Annotated in this window: 15 protein-coding genes and 1 pseudogene; 7 read left to right on the top strand and 9 right to left on the bottom strand. The window is 65.0% G+C overall.

From position 1 onward, the window contains the following. Position 1: 1 nt before the first annotated feature. From ACOQPH_RS12930 to ACOQPH_RS12915, 4 genes are read right to left on the bottom strand one after another with little or no spacing between them, the layout of a single operon-like run. Positions 2-2842 carry an ABC transporter permease subunit gene (locus tag ACOQPH_RS12930; RefSeq protein WP_420621792.1) on the bottom strand — a complete coding sequence of 947 codons (2841 nt, stop codon included), beginning with the start codon at positions 2840-2842 and terminating at the stop codon, positions 2-4. A 58-nt stretch (positions 2843-2900) separates the two neighbouring features. Then, on the bottom strand, positions 2901-4283 hold the full coding sequence (locus ACOQPH_RS12925) for an ABC transporter substrate-binding protein (RefSeq protein ID WP_420621791.1): 1383 nt from the start codon (positions 4281-4283) through the stop codon (positions 2901-2903). 13 nt (positions 4284-4296) lie between these two features. Then, positions 4297-5061: an ABC transporter ATP-binding protein gene (locus ACOQPH_RS12920; protein ID WP_420621790.1), complete on the bottom strand. Its 765-nt coding sequence runs from the start codon at positions 5059-5061 to the stop codon at positions 4297-4299. Positions 5062-5085: 24 nt separating this feature from the next. Then, positions 5086-5310 (bottom strand): hypothetical protein, encoded by a 225-nt coding sequence (locus ACOQPH_RS12915; RefSeq protein ID WP_420621789.1) that lies wholly within the window; start codon positions 5308-5310, stop codon positions 5086-5088. Here ACOQPH_RS12915 and ACOQPH_RS12910 point away from each other — a divergent pair. From ACOQPH_RS12910 to ACOQPH_RS12890, 5 genes are all read left to right on the top strand, one after another. Then, positions 5272-5919 carry an RNA polymerase sigma factor gene (locus tag ACOQPH_RS12910; protein ID WP_420621788.1) on the top strand — a complete coding sequence of 216 codons (648 nt, stop codon included), beginning with the start codon at positions 5272-5274 and terminating at the stop codon, positions 5917-5919. The two genes, ACOQPH_RS12915 and ACOQPH_RS12910, sit on opposite strands and share 39 nt — an antisense overlap. Next, the gene (locus ACOQPH_RS12905; protein WP_420621787.1) at positions 5916-6872 is read left to right on the top strand and encodes a hypothetical protein; all 957 of its coding nucleotides are present in this window, start codon (positions 5916-5918) and stop codon (positions 6870-6872) included. The genes ACOQPH_RS12910 and ACOQPH_RS12905 overlap by 4 nt, the downstream gene beginning before the upstream one ends. 132 nt (positions 6873-7004) lie before the next feature. Next, a complete protein-coding gene (locus ACOQPH_RS12900; RefSeq protein WP_420621786.1) occupies positions 7005-8156 on the top strand; it encodes a serine hydrolase domain-containing protein in 1152 nt (383 codons plus the stop codon). A gap of 45 nt (positions 8157-8201) precedes the next feature. Beyond that, positions 8202-9419: an LLM class flavin-dependent oxidoreductase gene (locus tag ACOQPH_RS12895; RefSeq protein ID WP_420621785.1), complete on the top strand. Its 1218-nt coding sequence runs from the start codon at positions 8202-8204 to the stop codon at positions 9417-9419. Between the two features lie 80 nt (positions 9420-9499). Further along, the gene (locus tag ACOQPH_RS12890) at positions 9500-10426 is read left to right on the top strand and encodes an ISL3 family transposase (protein WP_420621784.1); all 927 of its coding nucleotides are present in this window, start codon (positions 9500-9502) and stop codon (positions 10424-10426) included. Here ACOQPH_RS12890 and ACOQPH_RS12885 read toward each other — a convergent pair. Continuing rightward, positions 10314-12125 carry an IS1634 family transposase gene (locus ACOQPH_RS12885; protein WP_420621783.1) on the bottom strand — a complete coding sequence of 604 codons (1812 nt, stop codon included), beginning with the start codon at positions 12123-12125 and terminating at the stop codon, positions 10314-10316. The two genes, ACOQPH_RS12890 and ACOQPH_RS12885, sit on opposite strands and share 113 nt — an antisense overlap. A gap of 39 nt (positions 12126-12164) precedes the next feature. Between ACOQPH_RS12885 and ACOQPH_RS12880 the strand changes: the two genes are divergently transcribed. Then, positions 12165-12458, top strand: coding sequence for a transposase (locus tag ACOQPH_RS12880; protein WP_420621782.1), 294 nt, complete (start codon positions 12165-12167; stop codon positions 12456-12458). 177 nt (positions 12459-12635) lie between these two features. On the opposite strand, the gene ACOQPH_RS12875 is transcribed toward ACOQPH_RS12880, so the two are convergent. The 3 genes from ACOQPH_RS12875 to ACOQPH_RS12865 are packed head-to-tail and all read right to left on the bottom strand — an operon-like array spanning position 12636 to position 17792. Further along, positions 12636-15659 (bottom strand): DEAD/DEAH box helicase, encoded by a 3024-nt coding sequence (locus tag ACOQPH_RS12875; protein ID WP_420621781.1) that lies wholly within the window; start codon positions 15657-15659, stop codon positions 12636-12638. Beyond that, complete coding sequence (locus tag ACOQPH_RS12870) at positions 15631-17034, bottom strand: ATP-binding protein (protein WP_420621780.1); 1404 nt, start codon at positions 17032-17034, stop codon at positions 15631-15633. Before ACOQPH_RS12870 ends, ACOQPH_RS12875 begins: the two co-directional genes overlap by 29 nt. Further along, a complete protein-coding gene (locus ACOQPH_RS12865; protein WP_420621779.1) occupies positions 17031-17792 on the bottom strand; it encodes a tellurite resistance TerB C-terminal domain-containing protein in 762 nt (253 codons plus the stop codon). Before ACOQPH_RS12865 ends, ACOQPH_RS12870 begins: the two co-directional genes overlap by 4 nt. Before the next feature lie 141 nt (positions 17793-17933). Here ACOQPH_RS12865 and ACOQPH_RS12860 point away from each other — a divergent pair, with 141 nt between their 5' ends. After that, positions 17934-19283 (top strand): IS1380 family transposase, encoded by a 1350-nt coding sequence (locus ACOQPH_RS12860; protein ID WP_420621095.1) that lies wholly within the window; start codon positions 17934-17936, stop codon positions 19281-19283. Between the two features lie 962 nt (positions 19284-20245). Here ACOQPH_RS12860 and ACOQPH_RS12855 read toward each other — a convergent pair. Then, positions 20246-20761: pseudogene (locus tag ACOQPH_RS12855) on the bottom strand (TerB N-terminal domain-containing protein); the annotation flags it as partial. Positions 20762-20841: the final 80 nt, after the last annotated feature.

The raw sequence follows: 20841 nt of genomic DNA, 5'->3' as shown, positions 1-20841 counted from the left end.
CTCAGGCATGGGCCCCTGAGCCGAGGTAGGCATCGACGACGGCCTCGTTGACCCGGATCTCCGCCGGTGTGCCCTGTGCGATGATCTGGCCGAATTCGAGCACGTAGATGTAGTCGCAGACTTCCAGCACGAGGCCCATGTCGTGGTCGATCAACAGGATCGACACGCCGCCCGACGCCACGTCGGTCAGCCGGCGGCCCAGCGCCCTGCTCTCGGTGTTGGTCAGGCCGGCGGCAGGCTCATCGGCCAGCACAACGCGGGGCCCCGGAGCCAGCGCCCGTGCGACACCGACAAGCTTCTGGCGACCGAGCGGCAGGTTCTGGGGCCGCGCCTCGGCGTCACCGACCAGACCCACGAGTTCCAGCGCCTCGTCCACCCGCGACTCGTCTGCGGGTCGCGTCGGCACCACCATGTCGGCTAGCACGGCACGGATCGACGACCGCTCGGCTGCGACCTGAACGTTCTCGCGCACTGACAGGTCGCCGAACAACTCGAGCGACTGCCACGTCCGCGTCAGGCCAAGTCGCGCTCGCTGGTGCGGCGCTTGGTGGGCCAGTTCCTGCCCGCCGAAGGTGACACGCCCTTGCGAAGGGACAAAACCTGTCAGTGCGTCGACCAAGGTTGTCTTGCCAGCGCCGTTCGGCCCGATCAGCCCCACGATCTGGCCCTCACGGATACGTAGCGATGCCCCATCCACAGCCTTCAGACCGCTGAATCGAACCGTGAGGTTTTCGACGGTGAGCACCGTCGGTGCCGCATCGAAGCTCAACGGCCGCGCCGGGCGCTCGTCGTCTGGCACAAGAGCGGCAGCATCGACGAGGGTCGGGGCGGCGGCGGGGAGCTCAGCCGCGCTGCTGCCGCCTTCACGGACGGCCCTGACGGCACGCCTCGCGGAACGCATGGCCCTGAACTTTGCGAGGTTCTGGCGGTATGCACCGGCGACGCCTTCGGGGAAGAAGATCGCGGTCAGCACCAGTCCGATGCCAGCCAGGAACTGGTACCACCTCCCCAGCGATGCCGCGCGGTCGGCCACGACGTAGCCGATGCCCAGGGGCGCAAAGATCCCGGCGATGATCGCCCCCGCAACACTGGTAATGCCGCACAGGTAGGCGAGCGCCAAGAAGCTCAGGCCGACCAGCACTGCGAAGCTCTCAGCAGACAGCTGGCCTCGGCTGTAGCCGATGAACGCACCACCCACGCCGGCCAGGAACGAGGAAATCCCGAACGCCAGCAGCTTGGTCTTGGCAACCGAGATCCCGACCGAGGCGCCAGCGCGCTCGTTCGATCGCACTGCCAGGAATCGCCGTCCGGTGGCGCTTCGGGCAAGGTTTCCGACCACGACACTGCACACGGTCACCACGATGAGCACGAGGATCCCGAATTCCAAACGGGCGAAGTTTCGCCCCTCGCGCACCCCCAGGTTGATCCCGAACAAGGACGGATCCGAAATGGGGTTTCCGAACAAACCGGTGATGGAGGGATTGCGGAAGACGAACTCCTCGAGCGCGACGGCACCCGACAAAGTGACGACGGCCAGCTGCGCACCCCGGATGCGAAGGGCCGGAATCCCGACCAGAACACCGAAGACCGTCGCCATGAGGGCCGCCAGCAGCGGCGAGATGGGAAACGGTATGCCCATCGAGTCGCCCAGCTTGCTGAGCGCGAAGCCTGAAGCCCCGGCGATGGCAGCTTGGGCCAGCGAGATCTGCCCGACCAGACCCGTCAGCACCACCAGCGACAGCATGACGATCGTCATGATCATGCTGGTGATGACGCCCAGCCGGTAACTGCCGTGGGTCACGACGGTCAACACGCCTGCCGCCAGCGCAACCAGCACCACCACTGACGGGCGCATCCGTGGCCGGACCACCTCCGGCAGGGGATCAGCTTCGACCGCACCTCGGGTCGGCAGCGAATGGCCCAAGCCGAACAGGGCGATCACGATGACCCCGAACGGCAGCGCATGGGACAGCCCGGTGATCGCCCAGTCGGGCCACCACGGATTGGTGGTCTGATAGACGACGATCGATTGGATGATGCCGAGACCGAACGCGGCCGTCACCGTGATGGCGATGGACAACAACCGGCCGATGACCGCAGCGGCGAGCGCCGGCACAATGGCCAGCACGTAAGTCAAGGGATTCAACGTCACGATCGGTGACGTCAAGATGACGAGGAAGCCGACGATCGTGCTCGACAGCACCCACGTCGAGCCGGCGAGGACCTGCGGCGAGTAGCGGGCGAGGCTGATGGCCCGCTCATTCTCGGTGGACGCCCTCGTGGCAAGCCCCAGGCGAGTAAAGCGATACCAGGCCCATGCCAACACGGCAGTCACCAACACGACGGCGGTGAGCCACAGGCGGTCGCGTGAGAAGTTGATGCCGGCCAAGCTCACGGGTTCGTTCGGCAGGATCGGGCTGACGATGCGAGCCGAGCTTGTGAAGTGCATCACGATCAAGGCCTGGATCACCAACAGCACGCCGACCGACGCCACGACTCGCGCCAGGATCGGGGCGCGTCGCAGCGGCCGGAACACGAGAAAATGCACCATCAGGCCGATGAGGCTGCACGACAGCACGGCGAGCACGATCGCTGCCGGAAACGGCACCGAGCCTGAGCTGCCGCCCAGGCTGACGCGGTGCCGAACGACGATGACTGGCAGCACGAGGTCGCCTGTGCGGCTCAGCTCCTCGAAGACGTACGCCCCCCACATCGCCATCGCGCCGGTGGCGAAGTTGATGATGCCCGTGCCCCGGTACGTAATGACCACGCCCATCGACAACGCCGCGTAAATGCTGCCGAAACCCAGCCCGACGATTGCGAAGAGGAGGTACTGCTGCACTTCAGTCGGGCCGACCCCTCATGTGTGGATGCACTGTCTTGCGTGTGGCGTCTCGCGTTTAGAAGCCGCTGTAGGAATAGGCGTCGAAGAATCCACCGCCGATCGGTACCCGGCCCACCGTTCCGTCATCGCGTTCCTGGATCTGCCAGACCATGATCTCCGACGTGCAGTGCGAGGACTCCGCTGGCCATGGCGCTTGGCCGCAACGCAGGTTGGGACCGAACCAGCCGGGTGTCTCGCCTGCATTGCCAAAGGCCGCAATGATCGACTCGGCCGTGATCGGTCCTTCGATGGTCTCCAGGATGAACTCCAGCTCGCGCCACGCCGAGTACGGGGCCACAGCGAAGCCGTCGATCATGTTCGCGTAACCCGCGGCTGTCATGTCCTCCCTGAAGGCCTCGAGACGCTCCGCTATCTCGGGCGGTGCGAACTGTTGGATCGACGGAATCCACTGGTCGCCCTGGGTGTAGGTGCCCAATGCGGTCGGGCCCAACAGGTTGATATAGACGGTGCATGAGCCGGCGAAGATCGGCTTGTCGAAGCCGCTTGCGGCAGCTGATCCGACCATGCCGATACAGCCGAACTCGTCCAGATGGCCCATGAGTCCTTCGACGCCCGCCGTCTGCGCCGCCGCGATCGCGGCGGTCCAATCGGGTGCTGAGGAATCGACCACGATGCGCTCCATCTCGATCCCGTTGTGTTCGAGGACGGGCCCGAAGATGTTGTCCAGGAAGTCCAAGCCGGTGGGCGAGTCCTGGGTGATCACGCCGATGTGGTCGATGCCCAGATCCTTGAACGTCTTGGCCGGGCCCACGGCGTAGGCCCCGGATGCCGCGTGCAGCAGGAACGCGCCAGGACTGTTTCTCTCGGTGGGGCCCCACGAGTTTGACGAGACATAGGGGATGCCGGCGTCGAGCCACAGGTGGATCGCAGCCTCTGAGGCCAGCTCGACCCCCATGTAGGCCAAGACAATGTCTTCCTCAATGAGCTTCACGGCGCAGTTGATGGCACCTTCGGGTGTGCCGTCGGTGAGGCAGACGACCGGCTCGATCATCGCTCCGTGGATCCCGCCTGAAGCATTGATGACCCCGATTGCGACCTCGCCACCGACGCGCAGCTCCGGCAGGGAGATGGCACCTACCTCGGTGTTGACGTAGCCGACCCGGATGACCTCTCCAGTGCGGTCAATGACAGTCGGGCTGTCAGGCATGTCATCGTCGCCGTCACCTGGCGCGTCGCCAGTTGCCGTGCCGTCACCTGCGCCGTCGCCGGCGCCGTCGGGGGTCGTGGCGACGGCGTCCGTCGTGTCGGCGCCAACGTCAGGTTCCGTGGTGGCCGCAGGTTCGTCAGCGGCACCACCGTCGTCGGAGCCGCCACATGCTGCAGCCGTGAGGCTGAACGCGAGAAGCAGCGCGAATAGTCGAGGCAGCCGAGATGTCATGAGGTCCACGACGCTACTCGTGGTCGAGTGTGCGCTCGCCGAGATAGCTGGCTTCGAGCACTTCGGGCCGTTGCGCCAATTCGGTGGCAGTTCCTGACAGCGCCAGCTCGCCATGATTCAGCACGTACGCCCGGTCGGTGATGGCCAGCGCAGCGTGCACGTGCTGCTCCACCAGCAGCACCGCCGTGCCCGTCTCGTCGGCAATGCGTCGCACCACCGGAAGCAGCCGCTCCACAATGATCGGGGCGAGGCCCAGGCTCATCTCGTCCACCATCAGCAGCTTCGGATCGGCGATGAGCTTGCAGCCCAGTGCCAGCATCTGCTGCTCGCCACCGGAGAGCAGTCCCGTCCGGCGGTCCAGAAGTGAGTCCAGTGCCGGGAACCAGCCGATGATGTCGGCCTCGGTCACTTCGCTGCGACGGTGGCGGTGCAGGCGCAGGTTCTCCGCCACGGTGAGCTGGAAGAAGATGCCGCGATCCTCGGGTAGCAATGCGGCGCCCCTGCGAGCCACCTGATGTGCGCTGGCACCGTCGAGAGGCATGCCGAGCACATCGATTTCGCCGTCGATGGGCTTCAGGACCCCTGCGATGGTCAACAGCGTCGTCGTCTTGCCGGCGCCGTTGGGCCCCAGCAGCGCCACCACTTCGCCGGGATGGACGTGCAGGGACAGGTCGCGCACGGCCGGCACGCCACCCCAACCGGCAACCAGGTTCCGTACGTCCAGCGCCGGCGCCGTAGCGGCGCTGCCATTCGGGGTCGAGGCTTCCCCTGGGTTCATGTGACTGGGCTCATGTGAGCGGGCTCATGTGTGGACCTCGGAACCAAGGTAGGCGTCGATGACGGCCTCGTTCGCACGAATGTCCGCCGGGGTGCCCTCGGTGATCTCGGATGGCGCAAACTCGGGCGATCCTATGTCACGCTGCGCCTGGCTGCCTTTGATGCCTGCCGCCTTGCGCTGCCATTGTGAAAGAGTCAGGCGAGCGCGGACATGACAGCCATGATGGCTGTCTGCATGCTGGGTGCCCACGACAAGGACTGGTTCCGGGATGTCTATTTCGAGACGTACCGGCCGTTGCTCGCGTACGCGCGTCGCCGGGTGGACCACGCAACCGCCGATGAGGTCGTCGCCGACACGTTCTTGACAGCGTGGCGCCGGCGCGACGACGTTCCCGACGGCTCCGAACGGCTGTGGCTGTTCGGTGTGGCCCGCAACATGATCCGCAACGCCGCACGCTCGAACAGGCGGCGCCAAGCGGCGCACGATCGGCTGCGCATTGCGAACCCTCCGGAGGCGATCGACAGTGTCGCCGATGCCGCTGACGACCGTTCGACACTGCTGCGAACGGCGCTCGGCTCCCTGTCCGAGGCCGATCGCGATGTGCTCATGCTCGTGGCGTGGGAGGAACTCAGCCATGCCGAGATTGGACAGGTTCTGGGCATCTCGGCCAACGCCTCGGCGATCCGTGTCCACCGGGCTCGCAAGCGGCTCGCGGCGCGCCTCGAGCACCTTGAGCACACGGCGGCCGGCGCATCGAACGTGAAAGAGCTGCGCCGACGCGGACAGGCAGCAAGAGAACGACCCGATGAGCATCAGCCAGAGCGGCCCGACGACGATTCGGCAAGGAAGGCGCAATGACCGGCACCGATATCCACGACGATCTGCTCGATGAGCTGCGCCGAGCCAACCCGGTCAACGTCGACTCGCTCGCATCGGTGACCGATCCGGATCCGAAGCGGACGTTGGAGAGAATCCTGGCGGACACCGCAGAGGCACCACCGCCCGTTCGAGCGCTTCGTAGCGTGTCCCCGTTCGGATCGCCCGCTCGTCAGCGGTGGATCAATGCCGCTGCTGCAGCCGTCGTAATCGCACTCGTAGCAGCGACGACGATCGTCATCTACGACACAGGCACCGGCCGCGACGCGACTGCTGCGGTGCACCAAGCCGTCGAGACCACGATCCAGGTGAGCGACTCGGCAACCTCGCGAACGACGGTCACGTTCGACTTCGACGACTTTGCTGAACCGTGGGAGTTGACCATCGAGACGACATTCTCGGACGGGAATGTCGAGTACCAAGTGACTCCTGGCCCCGCCTTGGAGGACATGGGCATCCCACAGATGGATACCTATGCCGAGGTCTTCGTCGACGGCCAGGCGTACCGCTCGGTGGCGGATGGGCCATGGGACGGCCCCATTGCGGTCGATTCCGGAACAGGGAGCCCGGGTGCATCCATCCAGTCGAACTTGACGTTCGGCGTCGCAATCGACGACCTCGGTGGTCTCTACGACTTCATTGAAGTTGGCGACGAGGAATTCGGTGGGGTCGATGTGGCTCACTACCGCACCCACACCACGCCCGCCGGTGCCGGGGCGGGATTCGGAATGTCGCTTGGCATGTTCATGATGATGACGAACCAGCAGCCGACCGAACAACTCGACAGCATCCAGCTCGATGTCTGGGTGGACGGCGACAACCTGATCCGGAGGGCCAGCTACAGCGCCTTCATCGACGGCACCGGTTCGTTCAGTGTCAGCACAAGTTGGGCCGACTTCGGTGTTGCCCCGCCGATCACTGCGCCCACCAACTGAAACCCGTCATCGTCACGTGCTCGACGGCGCCCTTTCGGCTGAGACCCGGCGTGGGCAACCACATTGCGCGACTGCAATGATGTGCCACCGATGTGCCGGCCCGGTGGCTCGGCACTGCAAAGGGGGCAGGCCGTGGAGATCCACGGGACGTGCAAAGCAGGCTTCGAGGCGGTCCGAGACGCCTTCGAGCAGAACTTTGCCGAAGGTCTTGAAGTTGGTGCAGCTGCAGCCGTGACGGTTGACGGCGAGTCCGTCGTGGATATCTGGGCCGGTGACGCTGGACCGAATGGCGAACCGTGGGAGCGGGACACGATCGTCAACGTGTACTCGACGACCAAGACCATGGCGGCAACAGCGATGCTGGCGCTCGCCGACCGGGGCGAACTGGATTTCGACGCACCCGTGTGCCAGTACTGGCCGGAGTTCGCACAGAATGGCAAAGAGGGCGTGCTGGTCCGCCACGTCATGTCGCACACAGCGGGGCTGCCCGGGTACGTGCCGCCGGTGACGGCCGCCAATCTGTACGACCTCGACGCCATCGCCGCCCAGCTCGCAGCCCAGGAGCTGTGGTGGAAGCCGGGCACCAAGTCGGGCTATCACGCCGTCACCCAGGGCAACCTCGAGGGCGAGATCATGTACCGCATCACCGGCAAGCGCATGGCTGACTGGTTCCGCGACGAGATCGCCGAGCCGTTGGGTGCCGACTTCCATATGAGCCTGCCGGCCTCAGAAGACCACCGGATGGGCGAGCTGATTCCGCCTGTCATATTGCCGGGGGATCTCGAGATGAACGGGATCAAGGTCGAGCCCGACTCGGTCTGCGCCCAGACGCTGATGAGCTGCCTGCTCGATGCCACCGAGCCGCAGACCAGGGAATGGCGGGACGCCGAGATCCCCGCCGCGGGCGGCATCGGCAATGCCCGCTCGATCGCCCGGATCCATTCGATGCTGGCGTGCGGCGGCGAGGTCGACGGCATCCGGATCATGTCCGAAGCCGGGGCTCGCAAGGCGCTCGAAGAGCAGATCGACAACGTCGACGACGTGCTGTACATGCGGTTGCGCCACGGCATCGGATTCGCCCGGGACCTCGAAGGCTGGGTGACCTCTCCTAACCCGAACCACATGTTCTGGGGCGGCTGGGGCGGATCGATCGCCCTGGTCGACTTCGATGTGCGGGCGTCGGTTGCCTACGTGATGAACAGCATGGTGGGCACCATCACGGGCGATCCGCGAGGCAACCGCATCGTGGATTCTGCGCTCGCCAGCGTCGCCGCTGCTGGCTGATCAGCCCAACGGCCCACAACCTCCAAGAAGACACAGGGAATCGCCATGCGTTTCAGCATTTTCTACGAGCATCAATTGCCGCGCCCGTGGGATGACGAGGCAGAGGCGCGGGTGGTCCATGAGGCCCTCGAACAGATGCAACTCGCCGACAAGCTCGGCTTCAACACGGTGTGGGAGGTGGAGCACCACTTCTTGGAGGAGTACTCGCACTCTTCCGCGCCCGAAGTGTTCTTGGCCGCGTGCGCCGCGACCACGCAGAACATCCACATCGGCCACGGCATCGTGCCGGTGCTGCCTGGCTACAACCATCCGGCAAGGGTCGCCGAGCGCATCTCGACGCTCGACATCATCTCGAATGGTCGCGTGGAGTTCGGCACCGGCGAGACGTCGAGCGACATGGAGCTGCTGGGCTTCGAGATCGAGCGGGCCGACAAGCGCTCGATGTGGGAAGAGGCGGTCCCCGAGATCGCCAAGATGATGTCGCAGACGCCGTACGAAGGGCACACCGGCAAGTTCTTCTCGATGCCGGCCCGCAATGTGGTGCCCAAGCCCACCCAGCGCCCGCACCCGCCGATCTGGGTGGCGTGCAGCCAGCGCGACACGATCCTGATGGCGGGCAGCCGCGGCATCGGGGCGCTGAGCTTCGCGTTCATCAACCCCGACGAAGCGAAGCAGTGGGTGGCCGACTACTACGCGGCGTTCGAGGCCTGCACCGACCCGGTGGGCTTGGCGCCGAACCCGAACATCGCCGTGACGACGGGCTTCATGTGCCACCCGGACGAGCAGACGGCGCTGGACCGGGGTCTCGATGGTTTCCACTTCTTTGCCTACTCGCTGCTGCACTACTACCAATTCGGCACCCACACGCCGGGGCGCACCGACATCTGGACCGAGTTCGAGCAGAACCGTGCCGAGATGGGCTTCGAGAAGCTGAACGCCCAGGTCGACGAGGCCAGGGCTGACGACGGCACGGGCATCGAGGAAGGCGGGCTGGACTCGCTGCGGGGCTGCATCGGCACGCCCGATCAGATCCGCGACTTCGTGCGCGCCTACGAAGACGCCGGGGTGGATGAGCTGATCTTCGTGAGCCAGGCGGGCCGGAACCGCCACGAGGACATTTGCGAGTCAATGGAGCTGTTCGCCCGGGAAGTCATGCCCGAGTTCGCTGAGCGTGCTCCAGAGCGCGAGGCCAGAAAGCGAGAGCGCTACGCGGAGACGATCGAGCAGCTCCAAAACTTGGCCCTTCGCGTTTTGGTGGGATGACGGCGGGTTGAGGGTCCGTTTGTAGGGGTCGAGGCCCTGCTGGGATCGGTGTTTGCGACGCCGAACCCTGGAGGGCCTCGATGGCGAGTGATGCTGTGTCGGTGCGGCTGTGGCTGCGGTGCATCAAAGTGCTGGAGGTGGTGGTGGACGCGCCTGAGCGGCTGGCGGTGCGGGTGGTGTCGACGGTGTCTCGTCCGAGGTGCCCGGATTGCGGGACGCCCAGCGGGCGCTGTCACGACCGTCGCGAGCGCGAGATCCGGGACTTGGAGGTGTCGGGGCGGCCGGTGCTGTTGTTGTGGGGGCGGCGCCGGATGGTGTGCGATGTCTGCGACCGGCGCTTCGTGGAGGACCATCGGGCGTTCGAGGGCCGTGTCACGGCGCGTCTGGCTCGCCGGCTGGTGGCCGATGCCCGTTCGATGCCGGTCAATACGGCGGCGCGTCGTCATGGGGTGAGCTGGGGGCTGGTGAACGCGTTGGTGGTCGCTTGGGCGGGTCTGGTCGCCGATCATCGCCGGCGGCGGCGGTGCCGGGTGCTGCTGGTCGATGAGACCTCGATCCGCAAGCGGCACCGCTATGTGACGGTGCTGGTGAACGGCGACACCGGCGAGGTGCTCGCGATGGTGCCCCACCGCAGCAGCCAAGCGCTCAGCACGTTCTTGGCCGCTCAGGGGCATCGCTGGTGCAAGGGCGTGAAGGTCGTCGTCTCGGACGGCTCGGCGGCATACAAGGCAGCCATCGAGGCCCGGCTCGGGCACGCCCGCCATGTGCTGGACCGCTTCCATGTGATCCGCTGGTTCGCTGCGGGCCTGACCGCGGTGCGCCGCGATGTCCAGCGCCGGCCCGAGGGCTCAAAGCCTGCGTTCGACCCCGAGGTGTTCCGGGCCAGGTTCTTGCTCATGCGCCGGCCCGACCCGAGTTTGACGGGTGTTTTGCGTTTTGGCAGGTCAGTGGGGGCGCGCGGGTTGGTGTTTCCACTACATCGGTTCTGGGGAGGGGGTACGCGTTAGTGGATGCGGGCTTTGTCCCAGGTGCGTGTGGGGGTGTGGGTGGCGGCGAGGATCTGGTTTTGGAGGGGGCTGCGGCGGGTGGTGAGGGTGATGTGCTTGTCGTGGGCGGTGAGGCGGACTTGGCGTATGCGGTCGAGTTCTCGCAGGGCTCGGGCGGCGGTGAGGTGCTGGTCGGGCTGGTCGGGGTCGGCGATGTGGGCTGTTTGGAGGTCGCGTGAGATGAGGGTCTCGGCCAAAGCGGCGTAGACGCACACGGCGATGTGGCCGCGGACGCGTTTTCGGTCCAGTGCCGTATGGGGCGCAGCCGCAGGAAGTCCTTGAGGGTCCGGAACCGGTCTTCGACGTCGGCGAGCTGACGGTAGGCGGCGACGACGCGTGCGGTGGGGGCCTGTTGGGCGTCAAGGCTGGTGGTGAGCACGTAGCGGCCGGCGAGGAGTCTCTCGTAGGCGTGAGCGTGTTCGTCGTAGTGGTAGACGAACCGGCCGGGCGCGATCTCGAGGTCGAACAGGGCGGCGACGCCGCTGGGCCCCAGGACGCGCTGCGCGGCGCGTCCGATCAGGGCGGGGTCTGCGAGCCGTCCGGCCCGGACTCTGTGTTCGAGGGCGACCAGGCCGGCTTCGGCGCGGGCGACGAGCTCGGCTGTGCGCCGCGTGTCGCGTCGGGCGCGGGCGTCGGACTCCACGACTATGGCTCGGGTGCCGTCGGCGAGGACGGCCTCGGCGGCGCGGCACCGACAGGCGGCCACGTCGGTCCAGGCGGTGTCGGCGCCGATGGTCTCGAGGGCTTCGCGGCAGGCCTTGTCGCGGTGCAGGCGGGTGGCGAGCACGTGGTCGCAGCCGGCGTCGGCGACCGCGGCGACGTTGCCCGCCGAGACCAGGCCCCGGTCCGCGACCACGCAGATCCTCCCGACCGCGAACCGCTCGGTGAGGTCGGCGAGCACGCCGGGCAGCGTGGACGCGTCGTTGGTGTTCCCGGCGAACACGTGGTGCGCGATCGGGACGCCGTCGCCGGTGCACAGCAGCCCGATCACGACCTGGGGCCGGTCCGGGCGCCGGTCGCGCGAATAGCCGAACGCCTTGGACCCGAACCGCTCCGAGGGACCCGTGGAGCCCTCCAGATAGGTCGAGGTCAGGTCATAGCACACGAACCGCAGGTCCAGGCTGGTCAGGTCGCACAGCCGACCGAACAGGAACTCCTCGGTCGAGTCCTTGACGTCCGCGACGGCGTCCAGCGCCCGGTAGTACTGCGCCGGCGACGGAGCGGACCACCCCTCGGGCATGACCACGTCGGCTGCGGCCCACTCGGGCAGCCGCCGCTTCGAGCACGGCGCGACCAGCCGGTTCGCCGTCATCGCGAACACCGCGTCGCCCAGCCGGTCGGCGCCGCGCGCCGATCCCGCCTCGGCGAACCAGCCGCCCAGGCCCAGCCGCTCCCACACCGCCGCCGCGCACGCCACCCCGCCCGCCGCGGGCGCCCCCTCGGCCTCCACCGCCCCAGGATCGACGCGTTCGCGTTCCAGATGGGCCTCCAAGGCTGCGACGATGCGCTCGAGCTGGCCCGAGCGTCGCAGCGCTGAGGCCTCGCCCAGCCGCAGCAGCGTGCGGTGCCCGACCTTCGCGCCGTCGCGCACCGACTCCACCAAAGACAGATACTCATACGTCTTGTCGCCCCTGCGCCGCCTCGTCGTCTTCACGAACACCCCAGCAGCATAACACCCACCACTCCCGCCAAGCTGCAAATGTCGCCCCTACAAAACCATCACGGAACAACCTCGCCGCACCCAAACCCGCAGGTCACAAACCCGACACCCGCCCAACACGCACCCCAACCCGTCAAATTCGGGCCCGAGTTCAGCGACACCGTCGACACCTTCCTCGCATGGCATGCCCAGATCCTCGACTGGCACCAAGCGGGGCGGCCCAGCAACGGACGCATCGAGGGAACCAACAACCTGCTCCAAGTCCTGCGAAGAACCGCGCACGGGTTCACCAACTACGCCAACTTCGAAGCCCGCGGCATCCTCCTAACATGAACCCCGCCGAGCCCAGCAGCCCAAATCCCACAAAATCGCGAAGGCTCCAAAACTTCCACAACATCGACTTGACCCCGCGCCTGGAGATGGCCATCCCCGCTAACCCCAGCATCTAGCGCTATAGCTGCGCTCTCGGTTATCGCAGGGCTTCTACGACCCTTTCGATCTCAATCGGAACTAGAGGAGCGGGTTGATTCGGCCGCGCGGGTTCGACTTGCCAGACGGCGGAATCTCGGGGATAGATCTCGGCCAAACCACAGGATTGCAGCCAATGCTCGAGAGTGACGTGTGGCCACGATCCACGGCCAGCTGCAAATAGGCCGTCAACAATGCGACCGTCGCTCGGGCATCCGCAAGAGCGTGGTGCTCGTCGGCGATCTCGATGCCTTGACGGTCACAACAATTGGCGAGCTTGCGGGGTGTCGCGTAGGGCTCCACGAGTTCACTTAATCGGAGAGTGCAGAGAGCTGGCCATGCTCGGATGTTGACGGCCGCGCGGTCAAACTCGGCGGTGAGGAACCTGAGATCAAACGAAAGGTTGTGCGCAACCAGCACGGCTCCGTGAAGCTCCTGTAACGCGTCGCCGACTACTTCTTCGAACACCGGGGCGTCGGCGAGGTCAGCCGGCGTAATGCCGTGGACATGGGTTGCACCGATGTCCCGTAACGGGTTGACGAGCGTTGACCATTCGGACAACACAGTCCCGTCGCCGCGCATCCGCACCGCCGCGATTTCGACGATTCGATCTCCCAGACGCGGACTGAACCCGGTTGTCTCGAGATCGACCACGCAGTACTCCTGATCGAGTGGGCTGACATAGTGCTGTGGTCTTGTAGAACCTCGGTTCGTCTTTGGACGATCCGCGGAATCAGCGATACTGCTAGCGACTCGGCCTAGCAGGTTCCAGCCGGCCGTTACGTCGAGTTGTCGCGTACCTGCAGCCTCGGCCGCCATCGTCGCATCTAGCACCCAGTCCCACTTGTCGATCGCGTTGTTCTGGATCTGTGCTGCCAGCTCCTCAGGCTGGGGAGCGCCCTGGCTAAGGAGCTCATCGAGGGTGTCGGCGAGCTCCTTTACGCGAGTCTGATGAACCCGGATGATGGGCCCATCGATACTTGCCTCCCGTCCGTGCTGCTGCAGTGCAATCGCCGCGGTGAAGAGTGACCGGTCGCCCATCCACGGCAACAGCAGCAGATCAGAGCCTTCGACAAGCAAGGCAGAATCGGGCAAGCCGAGTCGGTGAAACACGGCCCGGCCCTCGGCCAGCAGTTCTCGGGCTGTTGAGTTGAGCCATTGCGGTACGTCACCCGACTCGTAGATGGAGAGCATTTTCGCACGCACTCGGTCCGACACCGCGATGCCGCCCCCCAGGAATCTTGGCGGGGTGCCGCCGCTGGACCGCTCGAGCTCGACGACACGTGCGTCTGGGTCAATGCCGAGAACCCTCCAGCGTCGGCCCGCAAAGATGAGCAAGAGGCCCTCATAGAGCGGATGGTCAATTGGGATAGTGCCGAGGGTCCTACCGCCCGCAACCAGTCGCCACTCAGATGCCGTCTGAAATGCCGTGTAGAAGCTGTAGTGGTTGACGAAGCGCTCCCCGGCGACACCGTGTAAGAGCAAACCATCGGAAGCCTGAGACAAGAGATCGTGTCTTGCCATCGAACGGAGCAGGCCGGCAAATCGCGCTTGGTCTACTAATTCGAAAGGGCCTGGACCGCATAGAGCCCGGTGGATCTCGACCGCCCTTGCACCTCCGTATTGGGCCACGATGGACAAGACCTGCTGGACAAGCGTCGAGTAGTTCAGCCCTGGATCAACCGGAGCCTCGAGCCACCCGTCGAGCATGAGCCGCACCATCGCGACGGTCTGTACGACGGAACAGCGCAACTCGTCGATCACACTTGAACGCTCATCTACTGGCGCTTCACTGACGTACAGGCGCAGTACCGAATCTTCATCATCTCGGCGTCCTGAGCGGCCGAGCCGCTGACGGAGGGCCGCCACCGACGGTGGTGGACCCACCTGAGCAACACTGGCAACCGATCCGATGTCGATGCCCATCTCAAGTGTCGAAGTGCAAACGGCGGTCGTGCAACGAGTGGCATCTTTCAGGAGTTCCTCGACGCTCTCGCGTAGTTCCTTTGAGAGGTTGCCGTGATGGGGCCAGAATTCGTTCGGAAGCCGCTCACGTTCGCTGCGGCGGCGAAGCAGGTCGGCGTAGATCTCAACATCGCTCCGCGCATTTGCGAATATCAAGTTGTCTTGACCACGTAGAACACGGAACAGGTGGTCCGCAATCGCTGTCTGGTCACCAGACAACGTCTCTTCGACCGGGACTTCCTGACCGGCTTCTTCAAGTGCAACAACCTCGGATGAAGGGATCGATGGCGGGGTCGAGACAAAGCCGCGAAGCTGCAACTTGATCGCGGCGCCCGCGTCGTCGCACTCGATGACCTTGACGCGTTCTGGCTCGGCGGGACTCAGGAACCGTGCTGCCAGTGTCATGTCGCCGAGAGTCGCCGAGAGGCCTATTCGGGGTGGCTGCCTCCGGATTGCGAGTGCAACACGGTGCAAGAGAGATTGCAGTTGGGCGCCACGTGGCGTAGCGATAAACGAATGCATCTCGTCGATGACGACGTAGCGCAAGCCAGCGAACAGGCCGGGAATGGCTGTGCCCCGGTTCACGAAGAGTGCTTCCAACGACTCAGGCGTTATCAGCAAGACACCTGATGGCTCCTTCAGCAAGCGCTGTTTGGATGACCCCGAGACATCTCCATGCCAGCGATGTACTGAAATCTCGGCCCGCTCACAGAGTCGATCCAGGCGGTCGTACTGATCGTTGATCAGCGCCTTCAATGGCGACACGTAGAGAACCTGGACACCAGTGGCTGAACGGACCGGCTGCGGTGTCCAAGGGTCGTGCGCCGTCCATGGATCGTGTCGTTCTCGCTCGATTTCCTCCGACGCCGTGACAAGCGACGACAGAATCGGTAGGAACGCGGCCTCGGTCTTGCCCGCAGCCGTTGCCGCGGCGATGACTACGTCGCACTCACCCGCGAGAATCGGCTCAATCGCTCGTTCTTGGGCCTCATGCAGTGAGGTCCAGCTTCGGTCGTAGACCCACCGCTGCAATTTGGGGTGAAGGCGTTCAAACGCAGAGGACGCTCGTCCTTCAGAGCTTGAGGTTGGTGAGTTCGTCATCGTCGGTGCTCACGTTCGGTTGCACCGGTGGTGTCCGCGGGTGAAGCTCGTTTGACGAGCCTGAGGACAAGTCAGAGGCCGACTCGTGGCTGTCGTCGATTGGCTCAAGGTCGGGATTGAACTCGTCCGCAACCTCAACTCGGTCGATGAGATCAGACCACTTGACCCCGGGATTCTGCTCCAGCACGGCGAGCAGGTTGACAAATTCCTTGATCGTGTTTCTGGGAGTGCGGAAGTATGCGTCGCCCACTTTCGAAGCGCAGTGGTTCATGAAAGCTACTAGGGCATCGTCCGGCACTAGGTACTGAGACGGTTCACCACTGGCGAACACGTGTCGCAGCTTGCCAAGCAACACGTACATGTCTTCAGGGGAGAGGTTTGCGAGGCGTAGCACAGGCCCGGAATAGTCAACGAGGCCGCCGGCCGCGAACGTGTTCTCGGCAAGCCGGGATTGCAGCGCAGGGTATGAGTACATGCCACGACGCGTGTCCAGCAGCATGTCCGGGGTTCCGCCCATCACGAAGCCGAGACCATCAGCAGATCCCTGCAAGCAATCGTTCAAGATCCGCAGCACCTGCTCATAGTTGGAGTTGCGCGCCTTCGTGTTCGACAGCTTGTAGAGGTTCACCATCTCGTCTAGGCAGACGAGCACACCTGAGAAACCTGCCATCCGGACAAAGCGCGCGAACAGCTTCAGTTGATCGTAGAAGTTTCCGTCATCGACGATCGTGCGAACACCGAGAGCAGCGCGAGCGTCCGTGCGGGTTGAGAACTCGCCGCGCAACCATCGGACAACATCAGCGCTCAGCTGTTCGCTGCCGTTCTCGTGGGCCCGCCAATAGGCGGCGATGATCTCGGCGAAGTCGTAACCGCCGGTCAGTTCTTGCAAATTGGACAGTCGTTCACGGATCACGGCCTCGGGACTCACATCTCGTGAGCGCGCGAGCACGAGGCTCTCGCTGATGAAGCGTTCAACGACTGAGGGCATCGCCCCTCCGTCAGGCTTCGCGCGCGTCGAGAGGTTGCGCATGAGTTCCGAGTACAGACTTCGGGCTTGGCCGCCAGTTGCGTGTAGGCGGCGATCGGGCGACAGATCGGCATGGACGGTGACGAGCTTGCGTTCGAGAGCGATTGAGCGCACCAAGTTCAAGAAGAACGACTTGCCAGCGCCGTACTCCCCGATGACGAACCGAATTGCAGAACCGCCATCGCTGATGCGGTCGATATCGGTGACAAGAGCTGAGATTTCGTTGGCGCGACCAACCTGAATGTGCTGCTGGCCGACGCGCGGCACAACACCAGCTCGCAGCGACTGGATGACAGCATCACGTTCGCGGGGGCGAACTCGATCACCTGAAGGTTTCGCAGAGGTCACAGCACCTCCTCGAGGGCGTAGGGGTTGATTCCGAGTGGATCGTCGCCGTCGATGAGCGGTTCGCCGCAAAGGTCCATTGCGGCCTCGTTGATGACGTCGATAGCGCCATCAAGGAGCGGTAGACCCAACGAGGTGGCCAAGTCCTCGACAGCGAAGCGTTGCCATTCGGATTGCTGTGCGAGCGCTGTGGCTAGCGCAGAGTGAATTTCATCGAGTCCGTCGATACTCGACACCGCCGCCAGTTCAGAGGGCGGCAGGCCTTGCGATCTTGGCGATGCCGCGGATTGGCCGCCTGACGACGCTGGCGGGACGTCGTCGTCGGCGAAGATGTCTGTCAATAGCGCGGCGACATGCGCAGTCTCGGCTAAGCGAGCCTGCACCTTGGCATGGTCGAGTCGAACCGCACCAGGTTGCGAAGTAGCTGCAGGTTCCGGAATGGCCCAGCGAGTAGTCGGCGATGACTCCCGCACGGTCACCGGGCCTGGATCGCCCGTGGCGAGCGCGTGCACCTGGCCGTACACGTCAGCCTCGTCCAATTCCAGCAAGCGGAAGATCTTTGTGATCGTCGAGATCTCTTCGGGACTGACGACGCCGTCTGCTGCAGCGATGTCGATAAGGAAACTGCCGACGGCCGTTCGCTCACCGCGGGAGAGAGCTTCTACCTTGCGCTTCAGCCCCGCCATGCTGGGCTTGCTTGACGTAAGCAAGACAAAATGAGCTTCCAATCGAGAACGCTCAGATGCGTCGAGCCCGAGCACCTGCTCAATGTGCTCAGCTAGCCCTGATTATTCACGAGCCGGGCGGAGTGGTTTGTCCGGGTCCGCGGAAAAGCCCCTCTGACCTGCAACGATGCATATCTGCAATGAAAGCATCCGCAGTTTCAGGGGGGCATCTCCGAGGTGAAACCTAGCAGTGTCACAAACGCGTGTCTGGCAGGCGGCGGGGACCGGGTGGTGTGGGGTGCGGGGCTGTTCGCTTTGGGCGGTTTCGCGGACCGTGTCGGGCTGACCGAGGCGCTGTCGGCCGCGGTGCCCCCACGGGGCGAGCGGGCCCCGGTTCATGACCGTGGCGAGGTGCTGGTCCATGGATTGTTGATGCTGGCCGCCGGCGGTGAGGCGTGCACCGATATCGAGTATCTGCGCGCTCAGCGGGAGCTGTTCGGCGACGTGGCGTCGGACTCGACGCTGTACCGCACGATCACGGGCCTGGGCGCGAGCGGCCCGGCGGCGCTGTTGGGCGCGGCCGCAGTGGTGCGCGAGCGGTTGTGGGCCGACCGTGACCGCAGCGGCCCGCTGGTGGTCGATGTCGACTCGACATTGTTGGAGGTCCACTCGGAGAACAAGGCGGGCGCTGCGCCCCATTACAAGGGCGGGTTCGGGTTCCATCCGATGGTGTGCTCCACCGCGGACGGGGAGCCGCTGTGGATAAAGCAGCGGCCCGGCAACGCCGCAGCGAACGACATCGCCGATCACCTCGAAGTGATCGACGCCGCGGTGGCGACGCTGCCCGAGCCCGACGCCGCAGGCCACCGCGAAGGCGACGACGACAGTCTCGTGGGGCGTGCGCTGGTGGTGCGCGTCGACGCTGCGGGATGCTCGCCCGCACTCGCCGCGAAGCTGCGTGACCGCAACATCGGCTACGCGGTGTCGGCGCGGTCGAATCGCGGCATAGAAGCAGCCATCCGCGCCGGGCTGGGCGACCCGGACCGCTGGCACAACGCCCCGAAGCGGCCCGGCCAGCGCAAGCGACGCGCCGCTCAGGTCGCGGACCTCACCGACCTCGCGGACCTGTCGGGGTGGCCGCAGCGCACACGGCTGGTGGTGCGCCGCGAGCCGCGCCACCCCGGAGCGCAGCGCACCCTGTTCCCCAGCGACAACTTCCGCTACTGGGGATTCCTCACCGACCAGCCCCGCAGCGCCGTGCAACTGGACCAGCTGATGCGCTCACACGCCGACGTCGAGAACGCCGTACGCCGGCTCAAAGACAGCGGCCTGACGCGCATGCCGTTCACAGACTGGCACGCGAACAGCGCCTGGGCCGCCATGTCCATGATCGGTCTCGCGCTCGTGGGCTGGTTCCAGAACGCATGCCTCACCGGCGCGCTGCGCCGAGCAGCCCCCAAACGGCTCCGCTGGCAGCTATGGCACCTGCCCGCCCTGGTGTGCCACAGCGCACGGCGCGCCCTCTTGCGGCTGCCCCAACAGCACCCCGGCGCCAAAGCACTCCTCGCCATCGCCCACCCCCGCTGACTCCCCAGCCGACCTGCTCTGCTCGACGCCTGCCCCGGCGGGACAGCCCCGCCACGCCCCCACACCCACCCGACACCCGCCCGAGCACCAACACCAAGGCCATCGACCCCTCTGAGACGCTCCCGCCGACACCCCGACAGCCCCACACCACCAAACCGGGCGCAACCCACACCGAAAATACGATCAACAGCATTCTCGTGAATAATCAGGGCTAGGTGGTGTTGCTCTGAGGGGCTGATTGTGCCGTCGGCGGCCGCGACCAATGCAGCGAGGTGCACGAGTGACACTGCAGCTGTGTACGCCGTTGAAGGTGCTGCAGAAGAATCTTCCGACAGGGGGAACAGCACGACCGTCGAGCCAGGCTTTGGTGTCGATGCTCCGAATCGAACGTCGGGCTCAAGACCAACGCCAAGCTTTGCGAGCAGAGACGCCAGCGATGCTGCGTCCCGCTTTGCAAGCTTTTCCTCGGGGCCCGGCGACCACTGTTGTACGAGCTCATCCAACGACACAGACGCGAATGAGGCCTCTGCAAGTGCTGACGAGACCCAAACCTTCATTCTCTCGACGAGGGGACCGCCGTGGGTCGCGAGCAATACCTCGGGAAGCAACGACACCGCGGATGCAGTCGCAGACTCTTCCGGCCGCCGCCCAAGAAAACGGCTTAACGCGTCCAGTTCGTCCGTGCATTCCGCGCCAAGATCCTTCAGCTTGTTGAGCGGGCCAACCACGGATGTGACATCGGGCACATCGGACTGAGCTGAAACGGTGCCCCCGAACCCTGCCGACGCCGGGTAGTAGGAGAAGCTGATCCTGCGGGCTGGCGGACGCATCTTGATGCCGTTGGGGTATCGCTCCCGATATCGGATGCGGAATAGCTCGTCGAAGTGAGACTCACATCGTTGGGCCGCCGTCCGGAGGCCATTCTCCGGGTGGTATCGCAGATAGCTCAATGCCCAATCGACAGGTAGTGGGGTTCCGTCTGCAGCGAGTCGACCTAGTCCAAGGCGAAGGGCGCTTGGTAGTTCCCAGCCTCGAAGATCGGGATCCCACGGCACCGGCTCCACGTCGCCCTCCAGGGATCTGACCGCTGAGATCAAGTCGAGGAAGCTGGTCGCGTAACCGCGGAAGGAGCGGTTGCCGCCATAGATGCCAAGGAGCCGCTGGACCTCGGCTACGAGGCTGTCAACTTCGGAGTCATTGGCACCCTTGGCGAGATCTATAAGAAGTCGGCGCTCGAGACCGTAGAAGAACAGGAACACATACCCGATGTAGGCCGATGGTTCGCGTCTGTTCCCCATAAGCCAATTCAGGTAGGCACCGCGCGCCTCGGGCGCGCTCGTGTCAAAGGACGGCCAGTAATCCATGGTTGAACCAGACCAATCCGGCCGTCTCCAGCCGACTCGCAGGGAGCGGTCGATGAGACACGGCTCGGTGATCTCGAAACCGGCAGCCCTTGCGCGGCTCCCGATATACACCATGCCACCCGGGATCTCGCGTCCATCTACCTCGAACACGGCGTCGGCGGGCACCCAGGTAGCGATTCCCCGCTGAGGCCGAA

The sequence above is a fragment of the Candidatus Poriferisodalis sp. genome, assembly GCF_965221945.1.
Lineage (GTDB): Bacteria > Actinomycetota > Acidimicrobiia > Acidimicrobiales > Poriferisodalaceae > Poriferisodalis.
This window is presented reverse-complemented; position numbering and strand designations above follow the sequence as displayed.

What these genes read in the sequence shown, in the direction of transcription:
- ACOQPH_RS12925 (WP_420621791.1), bottom strand. Translation starts at nt 4,283, where the DNA reads ATGACATCTCGGCTGCCTCGACTATTCGCGCTGCTTCTCGCGTTCAGC.
- ACOQPH_RS12920 (WP_420621790.1), bottom strand. Translation starts at nt 5,061, where the DNA reads ATGAACCCAGGGGAAGCCTCGACCCCGAATGGCAGCGCCGCTACGGCG.
- ACOQPH_RS12910 (WP_420621788.1), top strand. Translation starts at nt 5,272, where the DNA reads ATGACAGCCATGATGGCTGTCTGCATGCTGGGTGCCCACGACAAGGAC.
- ACOQPH_RS12905 (WP_420621787.1), top strand. Translation starts at nt 5,916, where the DNA reads ATGACCGGCACCGATATCCACGACGATCTGCTCGATGAGCTGCGCCGA.
- ACOQPH_RS12895 (WP_420621785.1), top strand. Translation starts at nt 8,202, where the DNA reads ATGCGTTTCAGCATTTTCTACGAGCATCAATTGCCGCGCCCGTGGGAT.
- ACOQPH_RS12890 (WP_420621784.1), top strand. Translation starts at nt 9,500, where the DNA reads ATGGCGAGTGATGCTGTGTCGGTGCGGCTGTGGCTGCGGTGCATCAAA.
- ACOQPH_RS12880 (WP_420621782.1), top strand. Translation starts at nt 12,165, where the DNA reads ATGTCGCCCCTACAAAACCATCACGGAACAACCTCGCCGCACCCAAAC.
- ACOQPH_RS12875 (WP_420621781.1), bottom strand. Translation starts at nt 15,659, where the DNA reads ATGACGAACTCACCAACCTCAAGCTCTGAAGGACGAGCGTCCTCTGCG.